The sequence below is a fragment of the Kitasatospora sp. NBC_00070 genome, assembly GCF_045041205.1.
In the GTDB taxonomy this organism is placed as follows: domain Bacteria; phylum Actinomycetota; class Actinomycetes; order Streptomycetales; family Streptomycetaceae; genus Kitasatospora.
In genome coordinates, this window is sequence record NZ_CP108247.1 from 4,879,720 (window position 1) to 4,905,046 (window position 25,327).

General features: G+C 71.8%; 15 protein-coding genes. 6 read left to right on the plus strand and 9 right to left on the minus strand.

Features of this window, described 5'->3' with window-relative positions; translation table 11 throughout:
* The first annotated feature begins 114 nt into the window (after nt 1-114).
* The 4 genes from trxA to OHV05_RS22490 all read left to right on the plus strand — a co-directional run bounded on the left by trxA (nt 115) and on the right by OHV05_RS22490 (nt 4,185).
* Nucleotides 115-1,107, plus strand: coding sequence for a thioredoxin (trxA, locus tag OHV05_RS22475; RefSeq protein ID WP_405019253.1), 993 nt, complete (start codon nt 115-117; stop codon nt 1,105-1,107).
* Nucleotides 1,108-1,640: 533 nt separating this feature from the next.
* A complete protein-coding gene (locus tag OHV05_RS22480; RefSeq protein ID WP_405019254.1) occupies nt 1,641-2,303 on the plus strand; it encodes a DUF6230 family protein in 663 nt (220 codons plus the stop codon).
* A 113-nt stretch (nt 2,304-2,416) separates the two neighbouring features.
* Nucleotides 2,417-3,013: a DUF6114 domain-containing protein gene (locus OHV05_RS22485; RefSeq protein WP_405019255.1), complete on the plus strand. Its 597-nt coding sequence runs from the start codon at nt 2,417-2,419 to the stop codon at nt 3,011-3,013.
* Complete coding sequence (locus tag OHV05_RS22490) at nt 3,010-4,185, plus strand: hypothetical protein (protein ID WP_405019256.1); 1,176 nt, start codon at nt 3,010-3,012, stop codon at nt 4,183-4,185. Before OHV05_RS22485 ends, OHV05_RS22490 begins: the two co-directional genes overlap by 4 nt.
* 70 nt (nt 4,186-4,255) lie before the next feature.
* Here OHV05_RS22490 and pyk read toward each other — a convergent pair whose 3' ends face one another.
* The 7 genes from pyk to OHV05_RS22525 form a co-directional block, all read right to left on the minus strand.
* Nucleotides 4,256-5,686 (minus strand): pyruvate kinase, encoded by a 1,431-nt coding sequence (pyk, locus tag OHV05_RS22495; protein ID WP_403035099.1) that lies wholly within the window; start codon nt 5,684-5,686, stop codon nt 4,256-4,258.
* Between the two features lie 97 nt (nt 5,687-5,783).
* On the minus strand, nt 5,784-6,989 hold the full coding sequence (locus tag OHV05_RS22500) for an acetate kinase (RefSeq protein WP_405019257.1): 1,206 nt from the start codon (nt 6,987-6,989) through the stop codon (nt 5,784-5,786).
* Nucleotides 6,986-9,127 (minus strand): phosphate acetyltransferase, encoded by a 2,142-nt coding sequence (pta, locus tag OHV05_RS22505; protein ID WP_405019258.1) that lies wholly within the window; start codon nt 9,125-9,127, stop codon nt 6,986-6,988. The genes OHV05_RS22500 and pta overlap by 4 nt, the downstream gene beginning before the upstream one ends.
* 158 nt (nt 9,128-9,285) lie before the next feature.
* Nucleotides 9,286-11,664 carry a 1,4-alpha-glucan branching protein GlgB gene (gene glgB / locus OHV05_RS22510; RefSeq protein WP_405019259.1) on the minus strand — a complete coding sequence of 793 codons (2,379 nt, stop codon included), beginning with the start codon at nt 11,662-11,664 and terminating at the stop codon, nt 9,286-9,288.
* A 28-nt stretch (nt 11,665-11,692) separates the two neighbouring features.
* Nucleotides 11,693-13,171, minus strand: a complete 1,479-nt coding sequence (locus OHV05_RS22515; protein WP_405019260.1) for a maltokinase N-terminal cap-like domain-containing protein — start codon at nt 13,169-13,171, stop codon at nt 11,693-11,695.
* 231 nt (nt 13,172-13,402) lie between these two features.
* Nucleotides 13,403-15,106, minus strand: coding sequence for a maltose alpha-D-glucosyltransferase (treS, locus tag OHV05_RS22520; protein WP_403035111.1), 1,704 nt, complete (start codon nt 15,104-15,106; stop codon nt 13,403-13,405).
* Nucleotides 15,103-17,058 (minus strand): maltotransferase domain-containing protein, encoded by a 1,956-nt coding sequence (locus OHV05_RS22525; protein ID WP_405021520.1) that lies wholly within the window; start codon nt 17,056-17,058, stop codon nt 15,103-15,105. Before OHV05_RS22525 ends, treS begins: the two co-directional genes overlap by 4 nt.
* A gap of 783 nt (nt 17,059-17,841) precedes the next feature.
* Between OHV05_RS22525 and glgP the strand changes: the two genes are divergently transcribed.
* Entirely contained in the window at nt 17,842-20,505 is a 2,664-nt protein-coding gene (gene glgP / locus OHV05_RS22530) for an alpha-glucan family phosphorylase (RefSeq protein WP_405019261.1), read from the plus strand.
* A 219-nt stretch (nt 20,506-20,724) separates the two neighbouring features.
* Nucleotides 20,725-21,585, plus strand: coding sequence for an effector binding domain-containing protein (locus OHV05_RS22535; RefSeq protein ID WP_405019262.1), 861 nt, complete (start codon nt 20,725-20,727; stop codon nt 21,583-21,585).
* A 22-nt stretch (nt 21,586-21,607) separates the two neighbouring features.
* On the opposite strand, the gene OHV05_RS22540 is transcribed toward OHV05_RS22535, so the two are convergent.
* The gene (locus OHV05_RS22540) at nt 21,608-23,437 is read right to left on the minus strand and encodes an ABC transporter ATP-binding protein (protein WP_405019263.1); all 1,830 of its coding nucleotides are present in this window, start codon (nt 23,435-23,437) and stop codon (nt 21,608-21,610) included.
* Complete coding sequence (locus tag OHV05_RS22545; RefSeq protein WP_405019264.1) at nt 23,434-25,251, minus strand: ABC transporter ATP-binding protein; 1,818 nt, start codon at nt 25,249-25,251, stop codon at nt 23,434-23,436. Before OHV05_RS22545 ends, OHV05_RS22540 begins: the two co-directional genes overlap by 4 nt.
* Nucleotides 25,252-25,327 lie beyond the last annotated feature (76 nt).

Consider the following 25,327-nt stretch of genomic DNA (forward strand, 5'->3'; position numbering starts at 1 on the left):
GGACTCCTTCGACTACCGGGGAGGCGACTCCCGCCGACGCCGGACCGGAGAGGCCCCCGGGCCTTTCCCGGCAGTTGGCACACGTCACCGGTGCGGACGGGGGAGGATAGTGCCATGCAGCCACGGAATTCAGGTCTCAACAGCTCCGCCCTGCGCGGTGCGGTCGATCTCGCCGCAGTGAAGGCGGCCGGAGAGGCCGCCCAGAAGGCCGAGCAGGCCAGGGCCGAGCGGGCCCGCCAGGCCGCCGCCGCAGAGGCGGACGGCATCGTCCCGCCCACCGCCTCCTACCCGCTGGTGCTCGACGTCAGCGAGGACACCTTCGAGGCCGAGGTCGTACAGCGCTCGGCCGAGGTGCCGGTGGTGGTGGACTTCTGGGCCGAGTGGTGCGGGCCGTGCAAGCAGCTCAGCCCGATCCTGGAGCGGCTCGCCGAGGAGTACGCCGGCCGGATCGTGCTGGCGAAGATCGACGTCGACGCCAACCAGTTGATCGCCCAGCAGTTCGGCATCCAGGGCATCCCGGCCGTGATGGCAGTGGTGGCCGGCCAGCTCGTCCCGCTGTTCCAGGGCGCCGAGAACGAGGCCAACGTCCGTAAGATCATCGACCAGTTGATCGCGGTGGCCGAGCAGCGCTTCGGCATCGTCGGCGGTACCGGTGCGCCCGAGGGCCAGGCCCCGGCCGCCGCGCTGCCGCCGGAGGACCCGGCGCTCTCGGCCGCGCACGACGCGCTGGACCGGGGCGACCTGGGCGGCGCCGTGCAGGCGTACCGGAACGTGCTGGCCGACCAGCCCGGCAACGTCGAGGCCAAGCTCGGTCTGGCGCAGGCCCAGTTGCTGCAGCGGGTCGAGCAGCTCGACCCGCAGGTGGTCCGGGCGGCGGCCGCGGACGATCCCAAGAACGTCGCGGCCCAACTGGACGCGGCCGACCTGGACCTGGTGGGCGGTCACGTCGAGGACGCCTTCGGGCGCCTGGTGGACACCGTCGGCCGGACGTTCGGCGAGGACCGGGACACCGCCCGGCTGCGGCTGCTGGAGCTGTTCGAGGTGATCGGCGCCGAGGACCCGCGGGTGGGCGCCGCCCGGACCGCACTGGCCCGCGTACTGTTCTGAACACCCGCTGCTGGCACGGCCGGTGACCTGCGGTGCCGTGGGTGATTTGGCGACAATGCGCAGGGATTCGCGGGCCTTTATCAAATCTTGACCACACCCTCTCCTCATCACCATCGGTGACGGGGGGAGGGTGTTTCACTGGTGTTTCCAAGCCGTTTCCAAGCTGACGGCCCGCCAGATCGTCACTCTCCGTGAGAAATGCCCGGATTCCATGATCGACAGTTACCGATGTTGGATTACCCGTCAGTAACGAACCTCTTGTACTTCGCTGGGGATTCAAGCACGATCGGCCACGCCCGGTCCTCTCCCCAGAGGTCCCCACCGGGTGGTCGCCGGCTCAGGCCGGCGGCTGAGGGCAGGGGGGTATCCGCAGATCCCAGAACAGCGCGGGTCCTGTCCTTTCCGGCCGCGCACCCCTGCGCGGCCGTAGGTTGTCGCCGCTACAGAGGACGTGGCTCTCTCCCATCCCAGCCGGGCCGGCGCGGGACGCGCCGGGAACGGCCGGAGATGTACGTCCCAGAAGGAGGACTCGCATGTCCCAGACTTTCGGCAAGACCCGTTGGAAGCGTTTCGCGATCGTCATGGTTCCGAGCATCGCCGCCACCGCGGCCATCGGCGTGAGCCTCGCGAGCAACGCGCTGGCCGCCTCGTTCAGCGTCTCGGGCCAGGACTTCAAGGTCACCACCTCGCGCCTGACCGGCACGAACTTCGCCCAGTTCGGCGGGGTCGACTTCGAGGTCAACGGCACGCCGCACCCGATCGCCATCTCGACCTTCGACACGGCGACCATCAACAACATGTGCCAGTCGGTGAAGACCAACCTCGGTCCGCTCGGTGACTGGACCCTGGTGCTGAACGCCGGTGGCGACCCGAAGAACCCGGTCACCGCCGAGAACCTGATCCTGGACGTCTCCGAGCTCAAGGCGGACGCCCAGTTCAAGAACATCAACATCGGCCAGGACGCCTCCACCCTCGGGCACAAGGACGGCGACTCGATCGACCTCGTCCGCAAGCAGGGCAAGCTGCCCACCGGCGCCCGGGGCTTCGCCCAGGCCGCCGACGAGGCGATCCTGACCGACGTCAAGCAGACCGCGTGGGCGACCACCGCGGGCACCTTCAAGCTCAACGGCCTGAAGCTCAACATCAAGAAGGGCGCGGGCCAGGGCATCGAGTGCTACATGCCCGAGGCCGGCTGACGGTCCGTCCCCGGACGACCGACCGCTCGTCACGGCCGGGGCGGGGCCACCGCCCCGGCCCGGCCGTACCCTCTCCGACTTCCCGCCTGCGAGTACCACCGAGGAGCTGCCTCGTGTCCAGCGCTACCGTCCCCCCGTGGCCCCAGCAGGAGGGCCAGGCCACCCCCTGGGAGAGGTTCCACACCTGGCGGCACACCCGACCGTTCTGGGGCGGGCTGCTGGCCATCCTGGCGGGCGGGCCGATCCTGTACTTCCCGTACTTCCACCTGAAGCTCGGTCAGCTCACGATGGCCATGTCGACCACGGCCGGCGCGGGTTCGCTGGTGATTGGCGTGCTGCTGATCGCGCTCGGGCTGACCGCGTGGTTCCAGCCGCTGGTCCGGGTGTTCTGCGGGGTGGCCACCACCATCCTGAGCCTGATCTCCATCCCGGTCTCCAACTTCGGCGGCTTCCTGCTCGGCTTCCTGCTCGGCCTGGTGGCCGGCGGTCTGCTGGTCTCCTGGGCCCCGCTGAAGCCCGAACCGGTCGTCGAGGGCGCCGAGTTCGCCGGTGAGCAGCCGGCCCCCGCCGGGCTGCCGGAGCAGGCCGCCCTGACGTACGGCGCGCTCCCGCACGAGCCTGGCCAGGGAGAGCCGCCCGTCGCGGCCCCGGCCGACACCCAGGTGCTGCCCGCCCAGCCGCAGGCCGCCGATCCGGAGGGGCAACGGTGACCGACCGAGACGAGGCGGCCGGGGCCCGGCTGCCGGGCCCGCGGCACGCCGCAGCACGGCGCGGCTCCCGCCTGCGCGGCCGGGCGTTCGCGCTGGCCGCCGTCCCCACCGCGCTGCTGATGGGCACGATCCCGTCGCTGGCCTCCGCCGACACCCCGAAGAACTGCGCCAGCGCCCCGGACACGGTGCTGGAGGAGATCCCGGTCCCGCAGAGCGAGCTGACCCCGCTGCCGGGCACTCCCGGGCTGCCCGGGGCGACCCCGTCCACCACGCCCGGCACGGTGCCGAGCGGCTCCGCGAGCGCCCCTGCGCCGGTCGGCACCCCCAGCCCGTCCGCCCCGGCCACCGAGCGCGCCTCCCGGAGCGGCTCCCGGCCGAGCGGCATCATCGACGACATCGCGGACATCTTCCTGCCGGCCAAGCCGAGCAACTCCCCGACGCCGTCTCCGAGTTCCGCGAAGCCGACCGCCGCTCCGGTGACCACGCCCAGCCCGGCCGCTCCGCCGGCACCGGTGGCCGGGACGCCGGCCGGCAGCCCGTCCGCCACCTCGGGGCCGACCGCAGGCGCCAAGTCGCCGTCCGCCGCGGCCAAGCCCAAGTCGCCCGCGAAGACCTCGCCCTCGCCCTCGGCCGACCCGAACTGCTCGCTGGACACCAGCTCGGTGAAGGCCCTCAAGGCCGGCCCCGGGCACGTGGTGCCGGAGCAGAACTGGACGCTCCGCTCGACCCGGCTGGCGCTGCACGGCTCGGTCTTCAACGGCGTCTACGACGTGAAGACCCCGACCGGCACCAAGCGGGTGCTGAAGTTCACCACCGCGAGCGTGGACATCGAGAACCTCGACATGTCGACGATTCAGATCCCCGGCAAGACCTTCCACGTGAAGAGCCGCCCGGGGTCGACCTCGACCATGCGCCAGGGCCCGGTCACCATGTACGTGGAGAGCCTCTCGGGCCACCTGGCCGAGGTGCTCGGCCTGCCGATCCCGATCGACCTGGGCGAGATCACGCTCACCCCGGACACCCTGCCGAAGTGGCTCTGGGACATGCTCAGCACCGTCCCGATCCCGCTGGACCTGACCCTGACCGGCGCCAAGGCCGTCCAGGCCGGTCAGTTCGGCGGCACCCTGACGATCCCCGGCATGCACCTCTTCAACGACACCACGCCGTACTAGGGACAGCCGTCACGCCCGTGGGGCGCCCCGGAGACTCCGGGGCGCCCCACGGGCGTTCTGCGGGCGGGGCTCAGCGGGCCGCGCGGGTGCCCAGGTGGTGCACCTGGACCATGTTGGTGTTGCCGGGGATGCCGGGCGGGGAGCCGGCCGTCACGATGACGGTGTCGCCCTCGTTCAGCCGGCGCAGCGCCAGCAGCTCCTGGTCGACCTGGGCCACCATCGCGTCGGTGGTCTCCACCTGCTCGGTCACGTACGCCTCGACGCCCCAGCTCAGCGAGAGCTGGTTGCGGGTGGCGACGTCCGGGGTGAAGGCCACCACCGGGATCGGCGAGCGGTAGCGGGAGAGCCGGCGCGCGGTGTCGCCGGACTTGGTGAACGCCACCAGCGCCTCGGCGTTCAGGAAGTCGCCCAGCTCGCAGGCGGCACGGGCGATCGAGCCGCTCTGGGTGCGCGGCTTGCGGCCCGGGTTGAGCGGCTGGAGGCCCTGCGAGAGCAGCTCCTCCTCGGCCGTCTCGGCGATCCGGCTCATCGTCTTGACCGTCTCGACCGGGTACTTGCCGACGCTGGACTCGGCGGAGAGCATGATCGCGTCCGCCCCGTCCAGGATCGCGTTGGCGACGTCCGAGACCTCGGCGCGGGTCGGCCGCGAGGCGTGGATCATCGACTCCATCATCTGGGTGGCGACGATCACCGGCTTGGCGTTCCGGCGGGCCAGCGTGATCAGCTGCTTCTGGACCAGCGGCACCTTCTCCAGCGGGTACTCCACCGCGAGGTCGCCACGGGCCACCATGATCGCGTCGAAGGCGAGGACGATCTCCTCCATCGCCTCGACGGCCTGCGGCTTCTCGATCTTGGCGATGACCGGGACGCGGATGCCGACCTCGTCCATCACCTTGTGCACGTCGTGGATGTCGCCCGCGTTCCGGACGAAGGAGAGCGCGACCATGTCGACGCCCAGCTCCAGCGCGAACCGCAGGTCGTCCTTGTCCTTCTCGGACAGCGCGGGCACGTTCACGGCCGCGCCGGGCAGGTTGATGCCCTTGTTGTTCGAGAGCACGCCGCCCTCGATCACCACGGTCCTCACCCGCGGGCCGTCGACGCTGACGACCTCCAGGGCGATGACGCCGTCGTTGATCAGAACCGGGTCGCCGGGCTTCACGTCGCCGGGCAGGCCCTTGTAGGTGGTGCCGCAGATGTGCTGGTCCCCGGGCACATCCTCGGTGGTGATGGTGAACTCGTCACCGTTGTCGACCGTCACCGGGCCGTTGGCGAAGGTCGCCAGACGGATCTTCGGGCCCTGGAGGTCGGCCAGGATGCCGATGGTGCGGCCGGTGTCCTCGGACACCTGGCGGACCTTGCGGTACCGCTCCTCGTGCTCCGCGTGGGAGCCGTGGCTCATGTTCAGTCGGGCGACGTTCATGCCCGCTTCGACGATGGCCTTCAGCTGTTCGTAGGAGTCCGTGGCAGGACCCAGGGTGCAGACAATTTTCGCTCGGCGCATATCGGTCAGTCTATCCGTTCGTGTTATGGGTGCATTCCGCTCGAATGGGGAGAGATCGCCGACGAAGCATCCCGAGGCGTGGGATGCTGACGCTTCGTCAGGCTCCGTGCACCAGGGCGAAGGACTGCTGTGCGATCTCCAGCTCCTCGTCCGTGGGTACCACTGCGACGGTGACCCGTCCGTATTCGGGGGAGATCACCCGGGGCTCGCCGGAGCGGACCGAGTTCAGCTCCTGGTCCACCGCGATGCCGAGCTCCTCCAGACCGGCGCAGGCGGCCGCGCGGACCGGCGCGGCGTTCTCGCCGACCCCGGCGGTGAACGCGATCGCGTCCACCCGGCCGAGCACCGCGTAGTAGCCGCCGAGGTACTTGCGCAGCCGGTGGACGTACGCGTCGAAGGCCAGCTTCGCGTCCTGGTCGCCGTCGTCCGCCCGGCGCATGATCTCGCGCATGTCGTTGTCGCCGCACAGGCCGAGCAGGCCGCTGCGGCGGTTCAGCAGCTCGTCGATCTGGTCGATGCTCAGGCCGCCCACCCGGTGCAGGTGGAACACCACGCCCGGGTCGACGTCACCCGAACGAGTGCCCATCACCAGGCCCTCCAGGGGGGTGAGGCCCATCGAGGTGTCCACGCAGACCCCGCCCGCCACCGCCGAGGCCGAGCCGCCGTTGCCCAGGTGCAGCACGATCACGTTCACCTCGGCCGGGTCCTTACCGAGCAGCCGGGCGGTGGCCCGCGAGACGTACTGGTGCGAGGTGCCGTGGAAGCCGTAGCGGCGCACCCGGTGTTCGTCCGCCACCGCCTTGTCGATCGCGTACCTGGCCGCGTACTCCGGCATGGTGGCGTGGAAGGCGGTGTCGAAGACCGCCACCTGCGGCAGGTCGGGGCGGAGCGCCCGGGCCACCTCGATGCCGGTGATGTTGGCCGGGTTGTGCAGCGGGGCGACCGGGATCAGCCGGCGGATCTCGGTCAGCACCTCGTCGGTGACCAGGGTCGGCGCGGTGAACCGCTGCCCGCCGTGCACCACCCGGTGGCCGATCGCGGCCAGCTCGGGGGAGTCCAGCCCGAGGCCGTCGGCGGCCAGCTCCTCGGCCACCGCCTTGAGCGCGGCGCCGTGGTCCGGGAAGACCTGGACGGTCTCCCGGCGGACGCCGTCGGGCGGGGTGTGGGCGATCCGGCCGTTGCCCTCGCCGATCCGCTCGACCAGGCCGGAGGCCAGCCGGGCGCCGTCGACCATGTCGATCAGCTGGTACTTGACCGACGAGGAGCCGGCGTTGAGGACCAGGACCCGGGTGGCGTCGCTCATGAGGCGGTTCCTTCGTTCTGGGCCGGACCACCCTGGGCCTGGATGGCGGTGATCGCGACGGTGTTGACGATGTCCTGCACCAGCGCCCCCCGGGACAGGTCGTTGACCGGCTTGCGCAGGCCCTGCAGCACCGGGCCGACCGCCACCGCACCGGCCGAGCGCTGCACCGCCTTGTAGGTGTTGTTGCCGGTGTTGAGGTCCGGGAAGATCAGCACGGTGGCCCGGCCGGCCACCGCCGACCCCGGCAGCTTGGTGGCCGCGACGTGCGCGTCGACCGCCGCGTCGTACTGGATCGGCCCCTCCACCAGCAGGTCCGGGCGCAGCTCGCGGACCAGCTCGGTGGCCTTGCGGACCTTGTCCACGTCCGCGCCGGAGCCGGAGGTGCCGGTGGAGTAGGAGAGCATCGCGACCCGGGGCTCGACGCCGAACTGGGCGGCGGTCTCGGCGGACTGGATGGCGATGTCGGCCAGCTGCTGGGCGTCCGGGTCGGGGTTGACCGCGCAGTCGCCGTAGACCAGCACCTTGTCGGCCAGGCACATGAAGAAGACCGAGGAGACGATCGCCGCACCCGGCGCGGTCTTGATCACCTCGAAGGCGGGGCGGATGGTCGCGGCGGTGGAGTGCACCGCGCCGGAGACCATGCCGTCGGCGATGCCCTCCTGGACCATCAGGGTGCCGAAGTAGGAGACGTCGGTGACCACGTCCAGCGCCAGCTCGACCGTCATGCCCTTGTGCGCGCGCAGCTTGGCGTACAGCTCGGCGAACTGCTGGCGGAGCGGGCTGGTGGCCGGGTCGACCAGCCGGGCCCTGGCCCGGTCGCCGCCGTCGCCCTCGGTCGGCAGGGTGATGCCGAGCGCGGCGGCCTTGCGGCGGATCGCGTCCGGCTCGCCCAACAGGGTGAGGTCGCAGATGTTGCGGCGCAGCAGCACCTCGGCCGCGCGCAGCACCCGCTCCTCGGTGCCCTCGGGCAGCACCACGTGCCGGCGGGCCGCCCTGGCCCGCTCCAGCAGCGCGTGCTCGAACATCATCGGGGTGACCCGCTCGGACCGGCTGAGCTCGATCCGACTGGTCAACTCGGCCGTGTCGACGTGCAGTTCGAACAGGCCGAGGGCGATCTCGGCCTTCCGGGGGCTGGCCTGGGTGAGCCTGCCCTCCAGATGGGTGAGCGCGGCGGCGGTCAGCCAGCTGCCCTCCGGGACCACGGCGACCGGGGTGCCGGGGGCCAGCCGGGCGGCCAGCGCCATCACGTTCGGGCCGGGGTGCTGACCGAGCGTCAGCAGCACACCGGCGATCGGCGGGGCGCCCGCCGCGTGCGCGGCCAGCGAGCCGATCACCAGGTCGGCCCGGTCCCCGGGGGTGACCACCAGCGCGCCCTCGGTCAGCGCGGTCAGGAAGGTCGGCAGCATCGCGCCGCCGAACACGAAGCCCCGGACGTCCCTGGCCAGGCCCGCCGCGTCGCCGAGCAGCAGCTCGGCGCCGGTCGCCTCGATCAGCTGGGCCACCGTCGGGGCGGCCAGCGCAGGCTCCTCCGGCAGGACGTACGCGGGGATGGCGAGCTTCTCGGCCAGCGTGCGCTGGATCTGCTGCTTGGCGCCGGGGGCGACCCGGTTGGCGATCATCGCCAGCATCGAGCAGCCCAGGTCGCGGTAGGCCCGGTGGGCATTGCGCACCTCGGCGATCACCGCCTGCGGGTCCTCGTCGTGGCCGCCGACCACCGGCAGCACCCAGGCACCGAACTCGTTCGCCAGCCGGGCGTTGAAGGCCAGCTCGTCCGGGATGTTGGTGTCGGCGAAGTCGGTGCCGAGCACCAGCACCGCCTGGCAGCGGCGCTCCAGCGCGCGGAACCGGTCGACCAGGGTGGAGACCAGCTCGTCCTGCCCCTGTGCCGCCTGGAGCGCGGCCGCCTCCTCGTAGGTGAGGCCGTACAGCTCGGTGGTCGGCAGGTCCAGCCGGTAGCGGTTGCGGAGCAGCTCCACCACGTGGTCCGAGCCCGGCTCGCCGGGGGCGTGGGCGTGGACCAGGGGACGGAACACACCGACCCGGTCCACCTGACGGGTGAGCAGTTCCATGACCCCGAGTTCGACGGCCTGCCGGCCGTCCCCTCGGTCGATCCCGGTCACGTACACGCTGCGCGCCACGTGGGAGCTCCGTTCCGGTCGTCCTCAGTGCACGGTCACATTGACCATACATTCGCACCGGGAACGGCCGCCCGCATGCGCGACCACCCGAAGGAGGCAAGGGACGAACGTCCCCGGCGGCCGGGCCTTCCGGCCGGCCGCCGGGGACGGACGGGCGGTCAGTTCGCCGGGCGGAGCCAGACGGTGGCCAGCGGCGGGAGCACCAGCTGGGCGCTGCGCGGCTGGTCGTTCCAGGGGGTGGCGTCGGCCTTGACCGGGTGGGAGTTGCCGATGCCGCTGCCGCCGTACTCGGCGGCGTCGGTGTTCAGGGTCTCCTCCCAGAGCTGGTCGGCGGTGTCCAGGGCGGGCAGGCCGACCCGGTAGCAGTGCCGGACCACGGGGGAGAAGTTCGACACCGCCACCAGCGGGCTGCCGTCGGCGGCGAACCGGACGAAGGAGAGCACGTTGTCCTCGGCCGCGCCGCCGTCCAGCCAGCGGAAGCCGTCCGGGGTGGTGTCCTGCTCCCAGAGCGCCGGGGTGGCCAGGTAACGGCCGTTCAGATCGGCGACCAGGCGCTGCACGCCGCGGTGGTCGGCGGCGGCCGGCCAGTCCTCGCCGAGCACCCACCACTGCGGGCCCTGCTCGTGGTCCCACTCCGCCCCCTGGGCGAACTCCTGTCCCATGAACAGCAGTTGCTTGCCCGGGTGGGCCCACATGAAGCCCAGGTAGGCGCGGTGGTTCGAGCGCTGCTGCCACCAGTCGCCGGGCATCTTGGCGACCAGCGAGCCCTTGCCGTGCACCACCTCGTCGTGCGAGATGGGCAGCACGTAGTTCTCCGAGTACGCGTAGACCATCGAGAAGGTGATCTCGTTGTGGTGGTGCTTGCGGTGCACCGGCTCCTTGGACATGTAGACCAGCGAGTCGTGCATCCAGCCCATGTTCCACTTCAGGCCGAAGCCCAGGCCGCCGGTGTCGGTCGGCCGGGTGACGCCGGCCCAGGCGGTGGACTCCTCGGCGATGGTGACCACGCCGGGGCAGCGCCGGTAGACGGTGGCGTTCATCTCCTGCAGGAAGGCGGCGGCGTCCAGGTTCTCCCGGCCGCCGAACTGGTTCGGGGTCCAGGCGCCGCCCTCGCGGGAGTAGTCGAGGTAGAGCATCGAGGCGACGGCGTCGACCCGCAGGCCGTCGATGTGGAACTCCTCGCACCAGTAGACGGCGTTGGCGACCAGGAAGTTGCGGACCTCGGTGCGGCCGTAGTCGAACTCCAGCGTCCCCCAGTCCGGGTGCTCGGCCCGCAGCGGGTCGGCCGGCTCGTACAGCGGCTCACCGTCGAACCGGGCCAGCGCGAAGTCGTCCTTCGGGAAGTGCGCGGGCACCCAGTCCACGATCACCCCGATGCCGTGCCGGTGCAGGGTGTCCACCAGGAACCGGAAGTCGTCCGGGCTGCCCAGCCGCGCCGTCGGCGCGTAGAAACCCGACACCTGGTACCCCCAGGAACCCCCGAACGGATGCTCCATCACCGGCATGAACTCCACATGCGTGAAGTTCAACTCCTGGAGATACGACGGGAGTTCGGCGGCGATCTGGCGGTAGGAGGTGAGGTCGGGGCGCCAGGAGGCCAGGTGCAGCTCGTAGACCGACATCGGTGCCCGGTGGTGCACCGTCCGGGCCCGTCGGGCCAGCCAGTCGGCGTCCTCCCACTCGTACGTCGACTCGGTGACCACCGAGGCGGTCTCCGGCGGGCACTGGGTGGCCCGGGCCAGCGGGTCGGCCTTCTTGAGCACCCACCCCTGCCGGGTGTGGATCTCGTACTTGTACCGGGTGCCCGCCTCCAGGCCCGGGACGAAGAGCTCCCAGACGCCGGAGGAGCCGAGCGAGCGCATCGGGTGACCGGTGCCGTCCCAGTGGTTGAAGTCCCCGACCAACCGCACCCCCGCCGCGTTCGGCGCCCACACCGCGAACGCCGTCCCCGGAATCCCCTCCACCATCCGCAGATGCGAACCCAACGCCCGCCACAACTGCTCGTGCCGACCCTCCGCGATCAGATGCAGATCCAACTCACCCAACGTCGGCGGCAACCCGTACCCGTCCTGCTGGACGTGCTCCACCCCGTGGTAGGTGACCTGGAGCCGGTAGTCCGGCAGCTCGGCCGCCCCGGGCAGCAGACCGGTGAACAGGCCGGACCGAAGGTGCGTCAGCTCCACCGGCCCCTGTCCGGTGAGCACCACCACCCGTTCGGCGAACGGGCGCAGCACCCGGATCGAGACCCCCTCGGAGGTCAGGTGCGCGCCGAGCAGGCCGTGCGGGTCGTGGTGCTCACCGGACAGCAGCCGGTCGATCTCGCTCGGCGGCAGGCCGGCCTCCGGCAGCCGGAGCGCGGCGTGCGGCAGCGGTCCGGGCTCCACCGCCACCGGCTCCGCGGTGCCCCGGTCGGAGCCCGCTGCCGGTGCCGCCGGGGCGGCGCCGGTCCGGTGCCGAGCGGGCCGGGCGGCCCGCTCGGGCAGGAAGGTGGCGGGCACGGGCGTGCTGCGGTCGCGCTTCGGGCCGAGCGGGGTCACGGCGGAGTCCTCCTGCGGAGTGGATGGGTCAGACGGTCAGGGCCAGGCGGTTGATCGCGGCCAACGGGATGGGGAGCCAGCTCGGCCGGTGCCGGGCTTCGTAGACCACCTCGTAGACCGCCTTGTCGATCTCCAGCGCCCGCATCAGTTCGGGCGCCGAGGACGGTTCCATGCCGCCGCCCGCGGCGTACCCCGCGCAGTACGCCGTCCGGTTGCGCCCCGCCCAGGACGCCGCCAGGTGGGCCAGCTCCGGGTCGGACGGGGTGCCGGCCAGCAGGTGGGCGGCGGCGTAGTCGAAGGACCGCAGCATCGCCGCTACGTCCCGCAGCGCGGGCTGCGGGAGCCTGCGCTCGGCCAGCGGTTTGGCCGGCTCGCCCTCGAAGTCCAGCAGCACCCAGCCGTGCGGGGTGCGCATGGCCTGGCCGAGGTGCAGGTCGCCGTGGATCCGCTGGACCGGCAGGCCGTCCAGGTGATCCGCCGTCAGGGCCTGGAACGCGGCCTGCAGGGCGGACCGGTACCTGGTCAGCCCGGGGACGGCGGTGACCGCGTGGTCCAGCCGCTCGGTCATCGCGGTGGCCAGCCGGTGGGTCTGGGTCCGGTCCAGCCGGGCCACCGGCATGGTCCTGGCCAGCACCCGGTGCACCTCGGCGGTGGCCCGGCCGAGCCGGTGCGCCTCGATCGCGAAGTTGCCCGGGGACGGGTCGCCCTTCAGCCGCCCGACCTGGTCGAGCGCCAGTTCCCAGCCGTCCTCCGCGTCCGGCAGGTAGCGCTGGAGCAGCCCGAGGGTGGCCGGTTCGGCGCCCTCCATCCGGCTCTCGAACCAGGCGGCCACCCGGGGGATCCGGGTCGAGCCGGCCCGGGAGAGCGCCAGCGAGAGCTCCAGGTCGGGGTTGGTGCCGGGACTGATCCGGCGGAACAGCTTGAGGATGAAGGCTGTCCCGTAGATCACCGAGCTGTTGGACTGTTCGGCGGTGGAGGCCCGCCCCGGCAGGTTCCCCGGCAGCCCGGGGCCCGGGGTGCGGCGGAACGACAGCGCGCCGAACCGGTCGCCGGTGGCCAGGTGCTCCAGCAGACGACCGGTCAGCTCCGGGTCGTGCACGGCGTCGTAGAGCGCGGCGCCGTCGTACGGGCCGCCGCGGAGCCGGCCGAGGACGGCGCCGGGGCCGATCCCCGGCGGCTCCTGCGAGCGGATGCCGAGCAGGAGCTGGTAGATGTCGCACTGGGACGAGCCGCCGTCGCCCGCGTACTCGACCTGGATCAGCAGGTGCAGCAGCGCGGGGTCGCCGACCTGGAGCGGGGTGCCGACCACCGGGGTGATGCTGGTGATCGCGCGCCCCTTGCCCGCGTACCAGCGCTGGCTGGGCAGCCAGCCGATGATCAGCGGCAGCGCGGCCTGGACCAGCTCGCTGACCCCGACGGTGGTCCTCCGAGCCCCCGCGTCACGCGCCCCGAGTGGTCTCGGGGCATCCTGGCGCAGATGGGCTTGAGAACGGGAGGTTTCGGACATGACTCCCTTTCCCCGGAAGCGGGCCGACTGCCCGACGGGTCTGGCCGGGCCCGTCAGTCTTCCGGATTTCGGCGGCGCGACGGCGACGGCACGCGAGCCGGGCTCGGGTGTCACGCCTTAGTGTGGGTGGCCGTTGGGCTGTTCTCCGTACGCGGTGGTGCAGAGATCGCTCGGGGGCGCGTGAAATTTCTCTTCGCGCCCCCGAGGGAAGTGATCTGACCGATCGTTACTTCACTGCTTGTGAGGGTTGCGCAACTGGAACCAGTAGAAGCCGTGCCCGGCCAGGGTCAGCAGGTAGGGCCACTCGCCGATCGACGGGAAGCGAACGCCACCGATCAGCTCCACCGGATAGCGTCCCCCGTACCGCCGCAGATCCAACTCGGTCGGCTGTGCGAAGCGCGAGAAATTGTTCACGCACATGACCAGGTCACCCTCGTGTTCGCGCACGAAGGCCAGCACCGCGGGGTTGCTGGAGGGCAGTTCGGTGTAGCTGCCGAGGCCGAAGGCCGGATTGAGCTTGCGAATCTCGATCATGCGACGCGTCCAGTGCAGCAACGAGCTCGAACTGCTTTGCTGCGCTTCGACGTTGGTCACCTGATAGCCGTACACCGGGTCCATGATGGGCGGCAGACTGAGCCTGCCCGGGTCGGCGGAGGAGAAACCCGCGTTGCGGTCGGGCGTCCACTGCATCGGGGTCCGGACGCCGTCCCGGTCGCCGAGCCAGATGTTGTCGCCCATGCCGATCTCGTCCCCGTAGTAGAGGACCGGCGAGCCCGGCAGCGAGAGCAGCAGGGCGGTGAACAGCTCGATCTGGTTCCGGTCGTTCTCCAGCAGCGGGGCCAGCCGGCGGCGGATTCCGACGTTGGCCCGCATCCGCGGGTCCTTGGCGTACTCCGCGTACATGTAGTCGCGCTCCTCGTCGGTGACCATTTCCAGGGTCAGCTCGTCGTGGTTGCGCAGGAAAATACCCCACTGGCAATTGCCGGGAATGGTCGGCGTCTTGGCCAGGATTTCGGAGACCGGGTAGCGGGACTCCCGGCGGACCGCCATGAAGATCCGCGGCATCACCGGGAAGTGGAACGCCATGTGGCACTCGTCGCCGCCGGAGGCGAAGTCACCGAAGTAGTCGACCACGTCCTCCGGCCACTGGTTGGCCTCGGCCAGCAGCACGGTGTCCGGGTAGTCGGCGTCGATCTCCTTGCGGACCCGGCGGAGGAACTCGTGGGTCTCCGGCAGGTTCTCGCAGTTGGTCCCCTCCCGGGCGAACAGGTACGGCACCGCGTCCAGCCGGAACCCGTCGATCCCGAGGTCCAGCCAGAACCGCAGCCCCGCGATCATCTCCTCCTGCACCCGGGGGTTGTCGTAGTTCAGGTCGGGCTGGTGGGAGAAGAACCGGTGCCAGAAGTACTGCTTCCGGACCGGGTCGTAGGTCCAGTTGCTGGTCTCGGTGTCGACGAAGATGATCCGGGCGTCCGGGTACTGCTTGTCGTCGTCGGCCCACATGTAGAAGTCGCCGTACGGGCCGTCCGGGTCGCGGCGGGACTCCTGGAACCACGGGTGCTGGTCGCTGGTGTGGTTCATCACGAAGTCGATCACCACCCGCATGCCGCGCTTGTGCGCCGCGTCGGTGAACTCCACGAAGTCCGCCAGGTCGCCGAACTCCGGCAGCACCGACTTGTAGTCCGCCACGTCGTACCCGCCGTCCCGCAACGGCGAGGCGAAGAACGGCGGCAGCCAGAGGCAGTCCACCCCGAGCCACTGGAGGTAGTCCAGCTTGGAGGTGAGGCCCTTGAGGTCACCCACCCCGTCACCGTTGCTGTCCTGGAACGATCGCACCAGTACCTCGTAGAACACCGCCCGCTTGAACCACTCCGGGTCGAGCTTCCCGGGAGAGGTCTCGGCGAAGGTGTCGGGCACGGGCTCGTTGACTGTCACTGAGGGTTCCTCCGAACCGTGAGGAGGTGGGCCGGCCCGGTGGTGGGATCGAGCCGGACGTAGTTGTGGCGGTGCCAGGTCCAGGAGGCTCCGGTGAGCTCGTCGTGGACCGCGAGCGGCCCGTCCCAGGGCAGGGTGACGGTGGTCTCCTGTGCGTGCCGTGGGTCGAGGTTGACCACGGTGATGACGTGGTCGGTGAGACCGTCCTCGGTGGTGGCGGTCTTGGAGAACGCGAGGACGTGGTCGTTGTCGGTGGGGTGGAAGGTGAGGTCGCGCAGCTGCTGGAGGGCGGGGTGACGGCGGCGCAGCCGGTTGAGGGTGGTGATCAGCGGGGCCAGGGTGTCGGTGGCGGTCCAGTCGCGCGGGCGCAGCTCGTACTTCTCGGAGTGGGCGTACTCCTCCGAGCCGGGGGCGGCGGGCTCGTTCTCGTACTGCTCGAAGCCGGCGTAGACGCCCCAGCTGGGGGAGAGGGTGGCGGCGAGGACGGCGCGCAGCGCGAAGGCGGCGGGGCCGGCGTGCTGGAGGTGTTCCGGCAGGATGTCGGGGGTGTTGGCGAAGAAGTTGGGCCGCATCCAGGCGGCGCTGTCACCGCTCAGCTCGGTGAGGTACTCGGTGAGCTCGGCCTTGCTCTCGCGCCAGGTGAAGTAGGTGTAGGACTGGTGGAAGCCGACCTTGCCGAGGGTGCTCATCATGGCCGGGCGGGTGAAGGCTTCGGCGAGGAACAGCACGTCCGGATCGGTGCGGGCGATGTCGCCGAGGACCTTCTCCCAGAACACCACCGGCTTGGTGTGCGGGTTGTCGACACGGAAGATCCGCACGCCGTGGTTCATCCAGTGCCGCAGCACCCGGAGGGTCTCCTTGACGAGGCCGTCGAAGTCCTGGTCGAAGTTGACGGGGTAGATGTCCTGGTACTTCTTGGGCGGGTTCTCGGCGTAGGCGATGGTGCCGTCGGGGCGGTGGCTGAACCATTCGGGGTGCTTGTTGACCCAGGGGTGGTCGGGGGAGCACTGGAGGGCGAAGTCGAGGGCGATCTCGATCCCCAGCGCGGTGGCTTCGGCGACGAAGTGGTCGAAGTCCTCGATGGTGCCCAGGTCCGGGTGGACGGCGTCGTGGCCGCCCTCGGGGGAGCCGATCGCCCAAGGGGAGCCGACGTCGTGCCGGCCGGCCGTCAGCGAGTTGTCGGGGCCTTTGCGGAAGGCGCGGCCGATCGGGTGGATCGGGGGCAGGTAGAGCACGTCGAAGCCCATCGCGGCGACGGCCGGCAGGCGTTCGGCGGCGGTGCGGAAGGTGCCGGAGACCGGCGGCAGGTTGCCGTCCGGATCGATCACCGCACCCTCGGACCGCGGGAAGAACTCGTACCAGGCACCGAACAACGCGCGCTGCCGGTCCACCTGGAGGGGCAGCGGCCGGGAGGAACTGAGCAGTTCGCGCAGCGGGTAGCGGGTCAGCAGGGTGACCACCTCGGGGGTGAGGGTGGCGGCCAGCCGGCTGAGCGGGGGCAGCTCCGGGTCGCGCAGCGCGTCCACGGCGGCCAGCACGTGCGCCCGGCCCTCCTTCTTCGGCACCCCGGCGGCGGCCCGCTCCAGCAGTGCCGCCCCCTCCTCCAGCACCAGCGCGGTGTCGATCCCGGCGGGCAGCTTGACGCCGGCGATCTTGCGCCAGGTGGCCACCGGGTCGCTCCACGCCTCCACCAGGTAGGACCAGCGGCCGGGCGCGGTGGGCGTGACGTACGCGCCCCAGCGGTCGGTGCCCGGCGCCAGCTCGTGCATCGGGGTCCACGGGCCGCTGCGGCCGCGCGGGTCGCGGAGCACCAGGTTGGCGTTGACCGCCTCGTGGCCCTCCCGGAAGACGGTGGCGGTGACCCGGAAGCGTTCACCCACCGCCGCCTTGGCCGGGCGGCGGCCGGCGTCGATCAGCGGGGAGACGTCCAGGACGGGGATGCGGCCGATCACGGTGTCGCTCTCTGTCGTCTTGCGGGCGGCGGTCTTCGCGGGGGGTTTACGAGCGGCCGCCGTCTTCCGGGGAGCGGCGGTCTTCCGGGGGGCGGCCGTCTTCCGGGCCGCCCGGGGCGCCGGCAGTGGCGCCTCGGGTTCTGACGATGGCTCAAGTCCACCGGTGGCCGTGGTCGCCTGGTCCCGCGTGTCGCCGTGCATGCCTGACTCCTGCCCGAGATCGGCGGCGGCTCCCGCGGACCGGGCCGGGTCGGGGGAGTGCCGGGGGACTGCATGGGTGAGGAAGGACCGGCGTCCGTCTACCTGCTCGCGTGCGTCCCGGCGCGCGAGCGCCCGGGCGCGCTCCGGTGGTGACCCGACCCGAACCGGCAAACGAGCGAGGGCCGGGTCAGGGCACGCCTCGGCGGCACACGGAGACCGAATGGACTAAAGGAAGTTGAGGGATCGTCGGAGGAAGGTTCCGGACGTGGGCGTGGGGAAGGCGCCACCCGGATCGCACTTCCCGTCGCACCACCGACCTTTGTCCATCCTGACACCGGCGGCAAGACCTACGACGCGGTAAGAGGGCGATTTCGGACGTTTGGGGGTGGTGAATCAGACACTGGAAACATGCTCGTTCCTGAGTGTTCATGCCCGGTCGGCGTGTGCTCTGGCCCGAATGCGCCCCCGCGCGCCCCTGTGTCGCCAAGTGCGCCGATCGCGATCTCATCAATGGTCCAAAAGGGTGGGTAATACGTCAGTTGACGGGCCGTCAGCCATATCCCGGGGTCTAGGCTGCACGCCGTGAAGGCAATCCGCAGATTCACCGTGCGCACCGTCCTGCCCGAACAACTCCAGCCGTTGCACGAGCTCGCGCTCAATCTCCGCTGGTCCTGGCACCCCGAGACGAGGGAGCTGTTCCGCTCCGTCGACCCGGAGGTCTGGTCGGCGGTCGGCGAGGACCCGGTCCGGTTGCTCGGCGAGGTGCCGGCCGCCCGGCTGTCCGCGCTCGCGGCCGACCGCCGCTTCCTCCGCCGACTGGGTGACCTCGCCGACGACCTGCGCGACTACCTGGCCGGGCCGCGCTGGTACCAGAGCGCACCCGCGCCCGGCGACGGCGCCGGCCCGCTGCCCGCCGCGATCGCGTACTTCTCACCGGAGTACGGCATCGCGGCCGCGCTGCCGCAGTACTCCGGCGGGCTCGGCATCCTGGCCGGCGACCACCTGAAGGCCGCCAGCGACCTCGGCGTGCCCCTGGTCGGCGTCGGCCTGTTCTACCGGCACGGCTACTTCCGGCAGTCGCTCTCCCGGGACGGCTGGCAGCAGGAGCGCTACCCGCTGCTGGACCCGGACGAGCTGGCCGTCTCCCTGCTCCGCGAGCCCGACGGCACCCCCTGCCGGGTCGACCTCGCGCTGCCGGGCGGCCGCACGCTGGCCGCGCAGATCTGGAAGGCCCAGGTCGGCCGCGTCCCGCTGCTGCTGCTCGACTCCGACATCGAGCCGAACACGGCCGCCGAGCGCGAGGTGACCGACCGGCTGTACGGCGGCGGCAGCGAGCACCGGCTGCTGCAGGAGATGCTGCTCGGCATCGGCGGCGTCCGGGCGGTCCGGACGTACGGCCGGCTGACCGGGCACCCGGTCCCCGAGGTGTTCCACACCAACGAGGGCCATGCCGGTTTCCTGGGCGTGGAGCGGATCAGCGAGCTGGTCGGTGCGGGCCTCGACTTCGCCGCCGCGCTGGAGGCGGTCCGGGCCGGCACGCTGTTCACCACCCACACCCCCGTGCCGGCCGGGATCGACCGGTTCGACCGGGAGCTGGTGGCCCGTCACTTCAGCGGGGACGCCGCACTGCCGGGCGTCCCGGTGGACCAGGTGCTCGCGCTCGGCGTGGAGAGCTGGCCGGGCGGCGATCCCAAGCTGTTCAACATGGCCGCGATGGGCCTGCGGCTGGCCCAGCGGGCGAACGGGGTCTCCACCCTGCACGGCGAGGTCAGCCGGGGCATGTTCAGCGGCCTGTGGCCGGGCTTCGACGCCGCCGAGGTGCCGATCACCTCGATCACCAACGGCGTGCACGCGCCGACCTGGATCGACCCCGCGGTGGTCCGGCTGGCGGCCGGGCTGCTCGGCCAGGAGCAGGCCGAGGACGCCATGGCGACCGGCGAGGCCCGTCGCTGGACGGGCCTGGAGCGGATCGGCAACGGCGAGATCTGGGAGCTGCGGCGCGCGCTGCGCAGCCAGCTGGTGGACGAGGCCAGGCAGCGGCTGCGGGCCTCCTGGCGGCAGCGCGGCGCGGGCGACGCCGAGCTGGGCTGGGTCGACGCGGCGCTCGACCCGGACGTGCTGACCATCGGCTTCGCCCGGCGGGTGCCCTCGTACAAGCGGCTCACCCTGATGCTCCGTGACCCGGTCCGGCTGCGTTCGCTGCTGCTGCACCCGACCCGCCCGGTGCAGATCGTGGTGGCGGGCAAGGCGCACCCGGCGGACGACGGCGGCAAGCGGTTGATCCAGCAGCTGGTCAGGTTCGCCGACGACCCGGAGATCCGGCACCGGATCGTCTTCCTGCCCGACTACGACATGGCGATGGCCACCCACCTCTACCCGGGGTGCGACGTCTGGCTGAACAACCCGCTCCGCCCGCTGGAGGCCTGCGGCACCTCCGGGATGAAGGCCGCGCTGAACGGCTGCCTCAACCTGTCCGTCCTGGACGGCTGGTGGGACGAGTGGTACGACGGCCGGAACGGCTGGGCGATCCCGACCGCGGACGGCGTCTCCTCCACCCTGGACCCGGAGAGCCCGGAGGCCGAGCGGCGGGACGACATCGAGTCGGCCGCGCTCTACGACCTGATCGAGCACCAGGTCGCCGCCCGGTTCTACGACCGGGCCGCGGACGGCCTGCCGCACGCCTGGATCGCGATGGTCCGGCACACCCTGGTCACCCTCGGGCCCAAGGTGCTGGCCGGCCGGATGGTCCGGGAGTACGTCGAGCGGCTGTACGCGCCGGCGGCGCTGGCCCAGCGCGAGCTGGCCGGATCCGACCACCTCGGGGCCCGCGAGCTGGCCGGCTGGAAGGCCAGGATCAGGGACGGCTGGCCGGCCGTCCGGGTCGAGCACGTGGAGACCGAGGGTCTGTCCGAGGCGCAGGAGCTGGGTTCGACGCTGACCCTGCGGGTGCAGGTCTCGCTCGGCGCGCTGGAGCCAGGTGACGTGGAGGTCCAGGTGGTGTCCGGCCGGGTGGACGAGAGCGACGGCATCTCCGACGCGGTGGCCCTCACCCTCAAGCCGGCCGGCGGCCCCGATCTGGACGGCCGGTACCGGTACGAGGGATCGCTCGAGCTCTGCCGCACCGGCCCGTTCGGCTACACCGTCCGGGTGCTGCCCGCCCACCAGCTGCTGGCCTCCCCGGCCGAGCTCGGGCTGGCCGCGCTCCCGGCGGAGACGCCCGGGATGAATGCGGGCCTGCTCCGGTAAGGCCCTCGCGCGGAGCTGATCCCCTCACTCGGACGTTGAGTGGGGGGATCAGCCATGTCCTGGACGGACCGGCTGCCCGCCAGGAACCGGGGCCCGGCCACCCGACCGGAACGGCCACCCGACCGGAACGGCCACCCGACCGGAACGGGCACCGGATGTCGGGTCAGGTCGGGCCTGGTCTTCCTAGGCTGAGGACCAGTCAGAGCGAAGGAGCAACGGGTGCTGGAGCAGCTGAACCGGGCCATGGACGAGATCGAACGGGGGCTCGACGGGTCGATCGACGTGGCCGGACTGGCCAGGACCGCGATGACCTCGGAGCACCACTTCCGGCGGCTGTTCTCGGCGCTGGCCGGGATACCGCTGTCGGAGTACGTCCGGCGCAGGCGGCTCACCGTGGCCGGGGCCGAGGTACTGGCCGGCGAGCGGACCCTGCTGGAGATCGCGGTGCGGTACGGCTACGGCTCGGGCGAGGCGTTCGCCCGGGCCTTCCGGGCCCAGCACGGGGTCGGGCCGGGCGATGCCCGGCGGACCGGCGCGACGCTGCACGCCCAGCCCCGGATGTCCTTCCGCCTCACCGTCGAAGGGAGCACGAGCATGCGGTACCGGTTGGTGGAGAAGGAGCGGTTCCAGGTGGTCGGGTACCGGGCCAGGGTGCCGCTGGTGCACGAAGGGGTGAACCCGGCGATCGCCGAGTTCGTCCGGGGTCTGGGCCCGGAGGCGGTGGCGGCGGTGGCGGCGCTGGCCGACCAGGAGCCGGCCGGGATCGTCGCGGTCTGCGACAACCTGGACGGCAGCCGGGCCGAGGGCACCGAACTCGACTACTACCACGGTGCGGTGACCTCGGCGGCGGTGCCGGAGGGGATGGCGGCGCTGCCGGTCGACGCCGGGCTGTGGGCGGTCTTCGAGAGCTCGGGAGCGTTCCCGCAGACGTTGCAGTACCTGTGGCGGGACGTGTTCACCCAGTGGTTCCCGTCCAACCCGTACCGCAGCCGGCCGGGGCCGGAACTGCTCCGCGTCCGGCTCTCCCCGGACGGGGCGAGCGCGGACGCGGAGCTGTGGATCCCGGTGGAGCGGGCCTGACGGAAGGCCTCCTGAGGGCCGGTCAGACCAGGCTGTCCCGCCAGGCGTTGTGCAGGTCGGCGAAGCGGCCCTGGCCGGAGATCAGGGCGGCGGGGGTGCCGTCCTCGACGATCCGGCCCTGGTCCATCACCAGGACCCGGTCGGCGATCTCCACGGTGGAGAGGCGGTGCGCGATGATCACGGCCGTCCGGCCGGCCAGCACGGTGCGCATGGCGCGCTGGACGGCCTGCTCGCCGGGGACGTCCAGCGAGGAGGTGGCCTCGTCCAGGATCAGCACCGCCGGGTCGGCGAGCAGCGCCCGGGCGAACGCGACCAGCTGGCGCTGGCCGGCCGAGATCCGGCCGCCGCGCTTGCGGACGTCGGTGTCGAAGCCGTCCGGGAGCGCCGTGATGAACTCGTCCGCGCCGATCTCCCGGGCGGCCTGCTCGACCTCCTCGCGGGTGGCGCCGGGGCGCCCGATCGCGATGTTCTCGGCGACCGTGCCGGAGAACAGGAAGGACTCCTGGGTCACCATCACCACGCCGCGCCGGAGCTCGTCGGTGGGCAGCGAGCGGAGGTCCACGCCGTCCAGCCGGACGGCGCCCTCGGTCGGGTCGTAGAACCGGGCGAGCAGCTTGGCCAGGGTGGACTTGCCCGCGCCGGTGGCGCCGACCACGGCGGTGGTCTGCCCGGCGGCCAGCGTGAGGTCGAAGCTGGGCAGCACCTCCTTGCCCGTCCGGTAGGCGAACCGGACCTCGTCGAAGACCACCTGGCGGCCCTTCATCCGGGCCGTGGGCAGGGCGACCGGCGTGGTCGGCTCGGCCACGGAGGGCTCGTGGGCCAGCAGGCCGGCGATCTTCTCCAGGGCGGCGGCGGCCGACTGGTAGCTGTTCAGGAACATCGCCAGCTGGTCGATCGGGTCGTACAGGCGGCGCAGGTAGAGCACGAAGGCGGTGAGCGCGCCGAGCTCCAGGCTGCCGTCGGTGACCAGCACGGCGCCGAGCACCACCACGCCGGTGATCCAGGTGTTGGCGACCGCCCGGGAGGTGGCGACGTAGCGGGCCATCTCCAGCAGGCCGTCGGCGGTGGCGGCGGCGGACTGCCGGTTCACGGTGCCGAAGGCGGCCTCGTTGGCGGCCTCCCGGCGGAACGCCTGGACCGGGCGGATGCCGTTCATGGTCTCGGTGAACCGGACGATCACGGAGGCGACCGCCGTCCGGGAGCGGCGGTAGACCTTGAGCGAGCGGCGCCGGAACGAGCGGACGCTCAGGTACATCGGCAGGAAGGAGAGCAGCGCGGCCAGGCCGAGCCGCCAGTCCATGACCATCAGCACGATCGAGATGTAGAAGACCGACAGACAGACCGTCAGCAGCTCCTGCAGGCCCTCGGAGAGCAGCTCGCGCAGCGCGTCCACGTCGCTGGTGGCGCGGGAGATGATCCGGCCCGAGGTGTAGCGCTCGTGGAAGTCCAGGCTGAGCCGCTGGGCGTGCCGGAAGATCCGGCCGCGCAGGGTGAGCAGGATGTCCTGGTTGATCCGGCCGCTGAGCCGGATGAAGGCGCGCTGCAGCACGGTGGAGAGCGCGGCGCAGCCGAGGTAGGCGGCGACCACCGCGACCAGCGGGCCGGCGTCGTGCTCGCGGAGCGCCGGGATGCCCCGGTCCATCGCGATCGCGACCAGCAGCGGGCCTGACTGCAGGGCGGCCTGCTGGACCAGGATGACCAGCATCGCGCCCACGATCCGGCGGCGGTGCGGGCCGAGCAGCTCGCCGAGCAGGCGCCGGGCGGCACCGGGCGGGACGGGGATGTCCTCGTCCTCGGCCGGGTGCGGCAGCTCCTCCTCGACCGGGGCGCTCTGCACGGTGGTGGCGGTCATCGGACCAGGCTCCGTTCGGTGGCGGTCTGACCGGTCATCAGCTCGCGGTAGGCGGCGGAGCTGTGCAGCAGCTCCTGGTGGGTGCCGACGGCGACGATCCGGCCCTCGGCCAGTACGGCGACCCGGTCGGCTAGCAGCACGGTGCTCGGCCGGTGGGCCACCACCAGTGCGGTGGTGTCGGCGAGCACCTGGCGCAGGGCCCGTTCGACCAGCGCCTCGGTGTGCACGTCGAGCGCGGAGAGCGGGTCGTCCAGCACCAGGAACTCGGGGCGGCCGACCACCGCGCGGGCCAGCGCCAGGCGCTGGCGCTGGCCGCCGGACAGGCTGAGGCCCTGCTCGCCGACCTGGGTGCCGGCCCCCTCGGGCAGCTTCTCGACGAAGCCGGCCTGGGCGGTGTCCAGGGCGGTGGCGAGCTCCTGCTCGGTCGCCTCCGGACGGCCCATCAGGACGTTCTCCCGGACCGAGGCGGAGAACAGGGTGGGCTCCTCGAAGGCGATGCTGACCAGCTCGCGCAGCCGGGGCAGCGGGATCGAGCGGAGGTCCCGGCCGTCCAGCGTGATGCTGCCGCCGGTGGTCTCGTACAGCCGGGGGAGCAGCGCGGTCAGCGTGGTCTTGCCGCTGCCGGTCGCGCCGACCAGGGCCATCGTCTCGCCGCGCCGGATGTGCAGGTCGACGCCGGTGAGCAGGTCGGGGGTGTCGGCGGGCGCGTCGGGGTAGCGGAACCGGACGCCGGTGAACCGGATGCCCTGGTCCTCCCGCTGCCGGTGCCCGGTCGCGGCCGGGTCGTCCTCGGGTTCGTCCATCACCTCGAAGTACCGGTCGGTCGCGGTGGCCGCCTCGTTGGCGTACGCGAGCAGCCAGCCGAGCGACTCGACCGGCCAGCGCAGGGCCAGGGCGGTGGAGAGGAAGGCGACCAGGGTGCCGGTGGAGAGGTCGCCGTCGGCGACCCGGACCACGCCGACCGCCAGCGCGACGCCGAGCGCCACCTCGGGCAGGCCGACGATCACCGCCCAGAGGTTGGCCAGCATGTCGGCCTTGTGCAGCTCGGTGGAGCGCAGCTCGGCGGCCTGCCGCTTGAACCGGTCGGCCATCGTGCGGTGCCGGCCGAAGGCCTTGAGGATCCGGATGCCGAGCACCGACTCCTCGATCACGGTGGCCAGGTCACCGGTCTGGTCCTGGGCCCGCCGGGCGGCTCCCGAGTACCGGTCCTCGAAGTGCCGGGTGAGCAGCACCAGCGGGAGGGCGGGCAGCAGGGTGATCAGGCCGAGCCGCCAGTCGAGTGCGAACATCATCGCCGAACCGGTCAGGAAGACCAGCGAGTTGACGATCAGGAAGACCAGCGGGAAGGCCAGGAAGAGCCGCATGGTGAACATGTCGGAGGTGGCCCGGGAGAGCAGCTGGCCGGACGGCCAGCGGTCGTGGAAGGAGACCGGCAGCCGCTGCAGCTTGGCGTAGAGGTCGCCGCGCATGGCGCTCTCCACCTTGGCCAGCGGCCGGGCCACGATCACCCGGCGGATGCCGAACAGGCCGGCCTCGGCCAGGCCGAGCAGCAGGAGCAGCCCGGCCAGCGGCCAGAGCGCGCCGAGGTCGTGGTGGGTGATCGGGCCGTCCACGATCGCCCGGAGCACCAGCGGGACCAGCAGCACGCTGCCGGAGGCGAGCAGCGCGGCGGTCACCGACCCGGCGATCCGCCAGCGGGCGGTGCGGGCGTACGGCCAGAGGCGCAGCAGCGACCGCACCGTGGACCGACGGGGCGGCTCGGGTGTGGGAGGTGAGGGTGTGTCGGATCTGTTCTGCTGCTTGTTCTCGGCCATCGCGGAGAGGGTAGACAGAGGACCTGACATTTCTCATCTGGTTTTACGCCCCTGTCGGCCCCGGTCGGCGAGAACC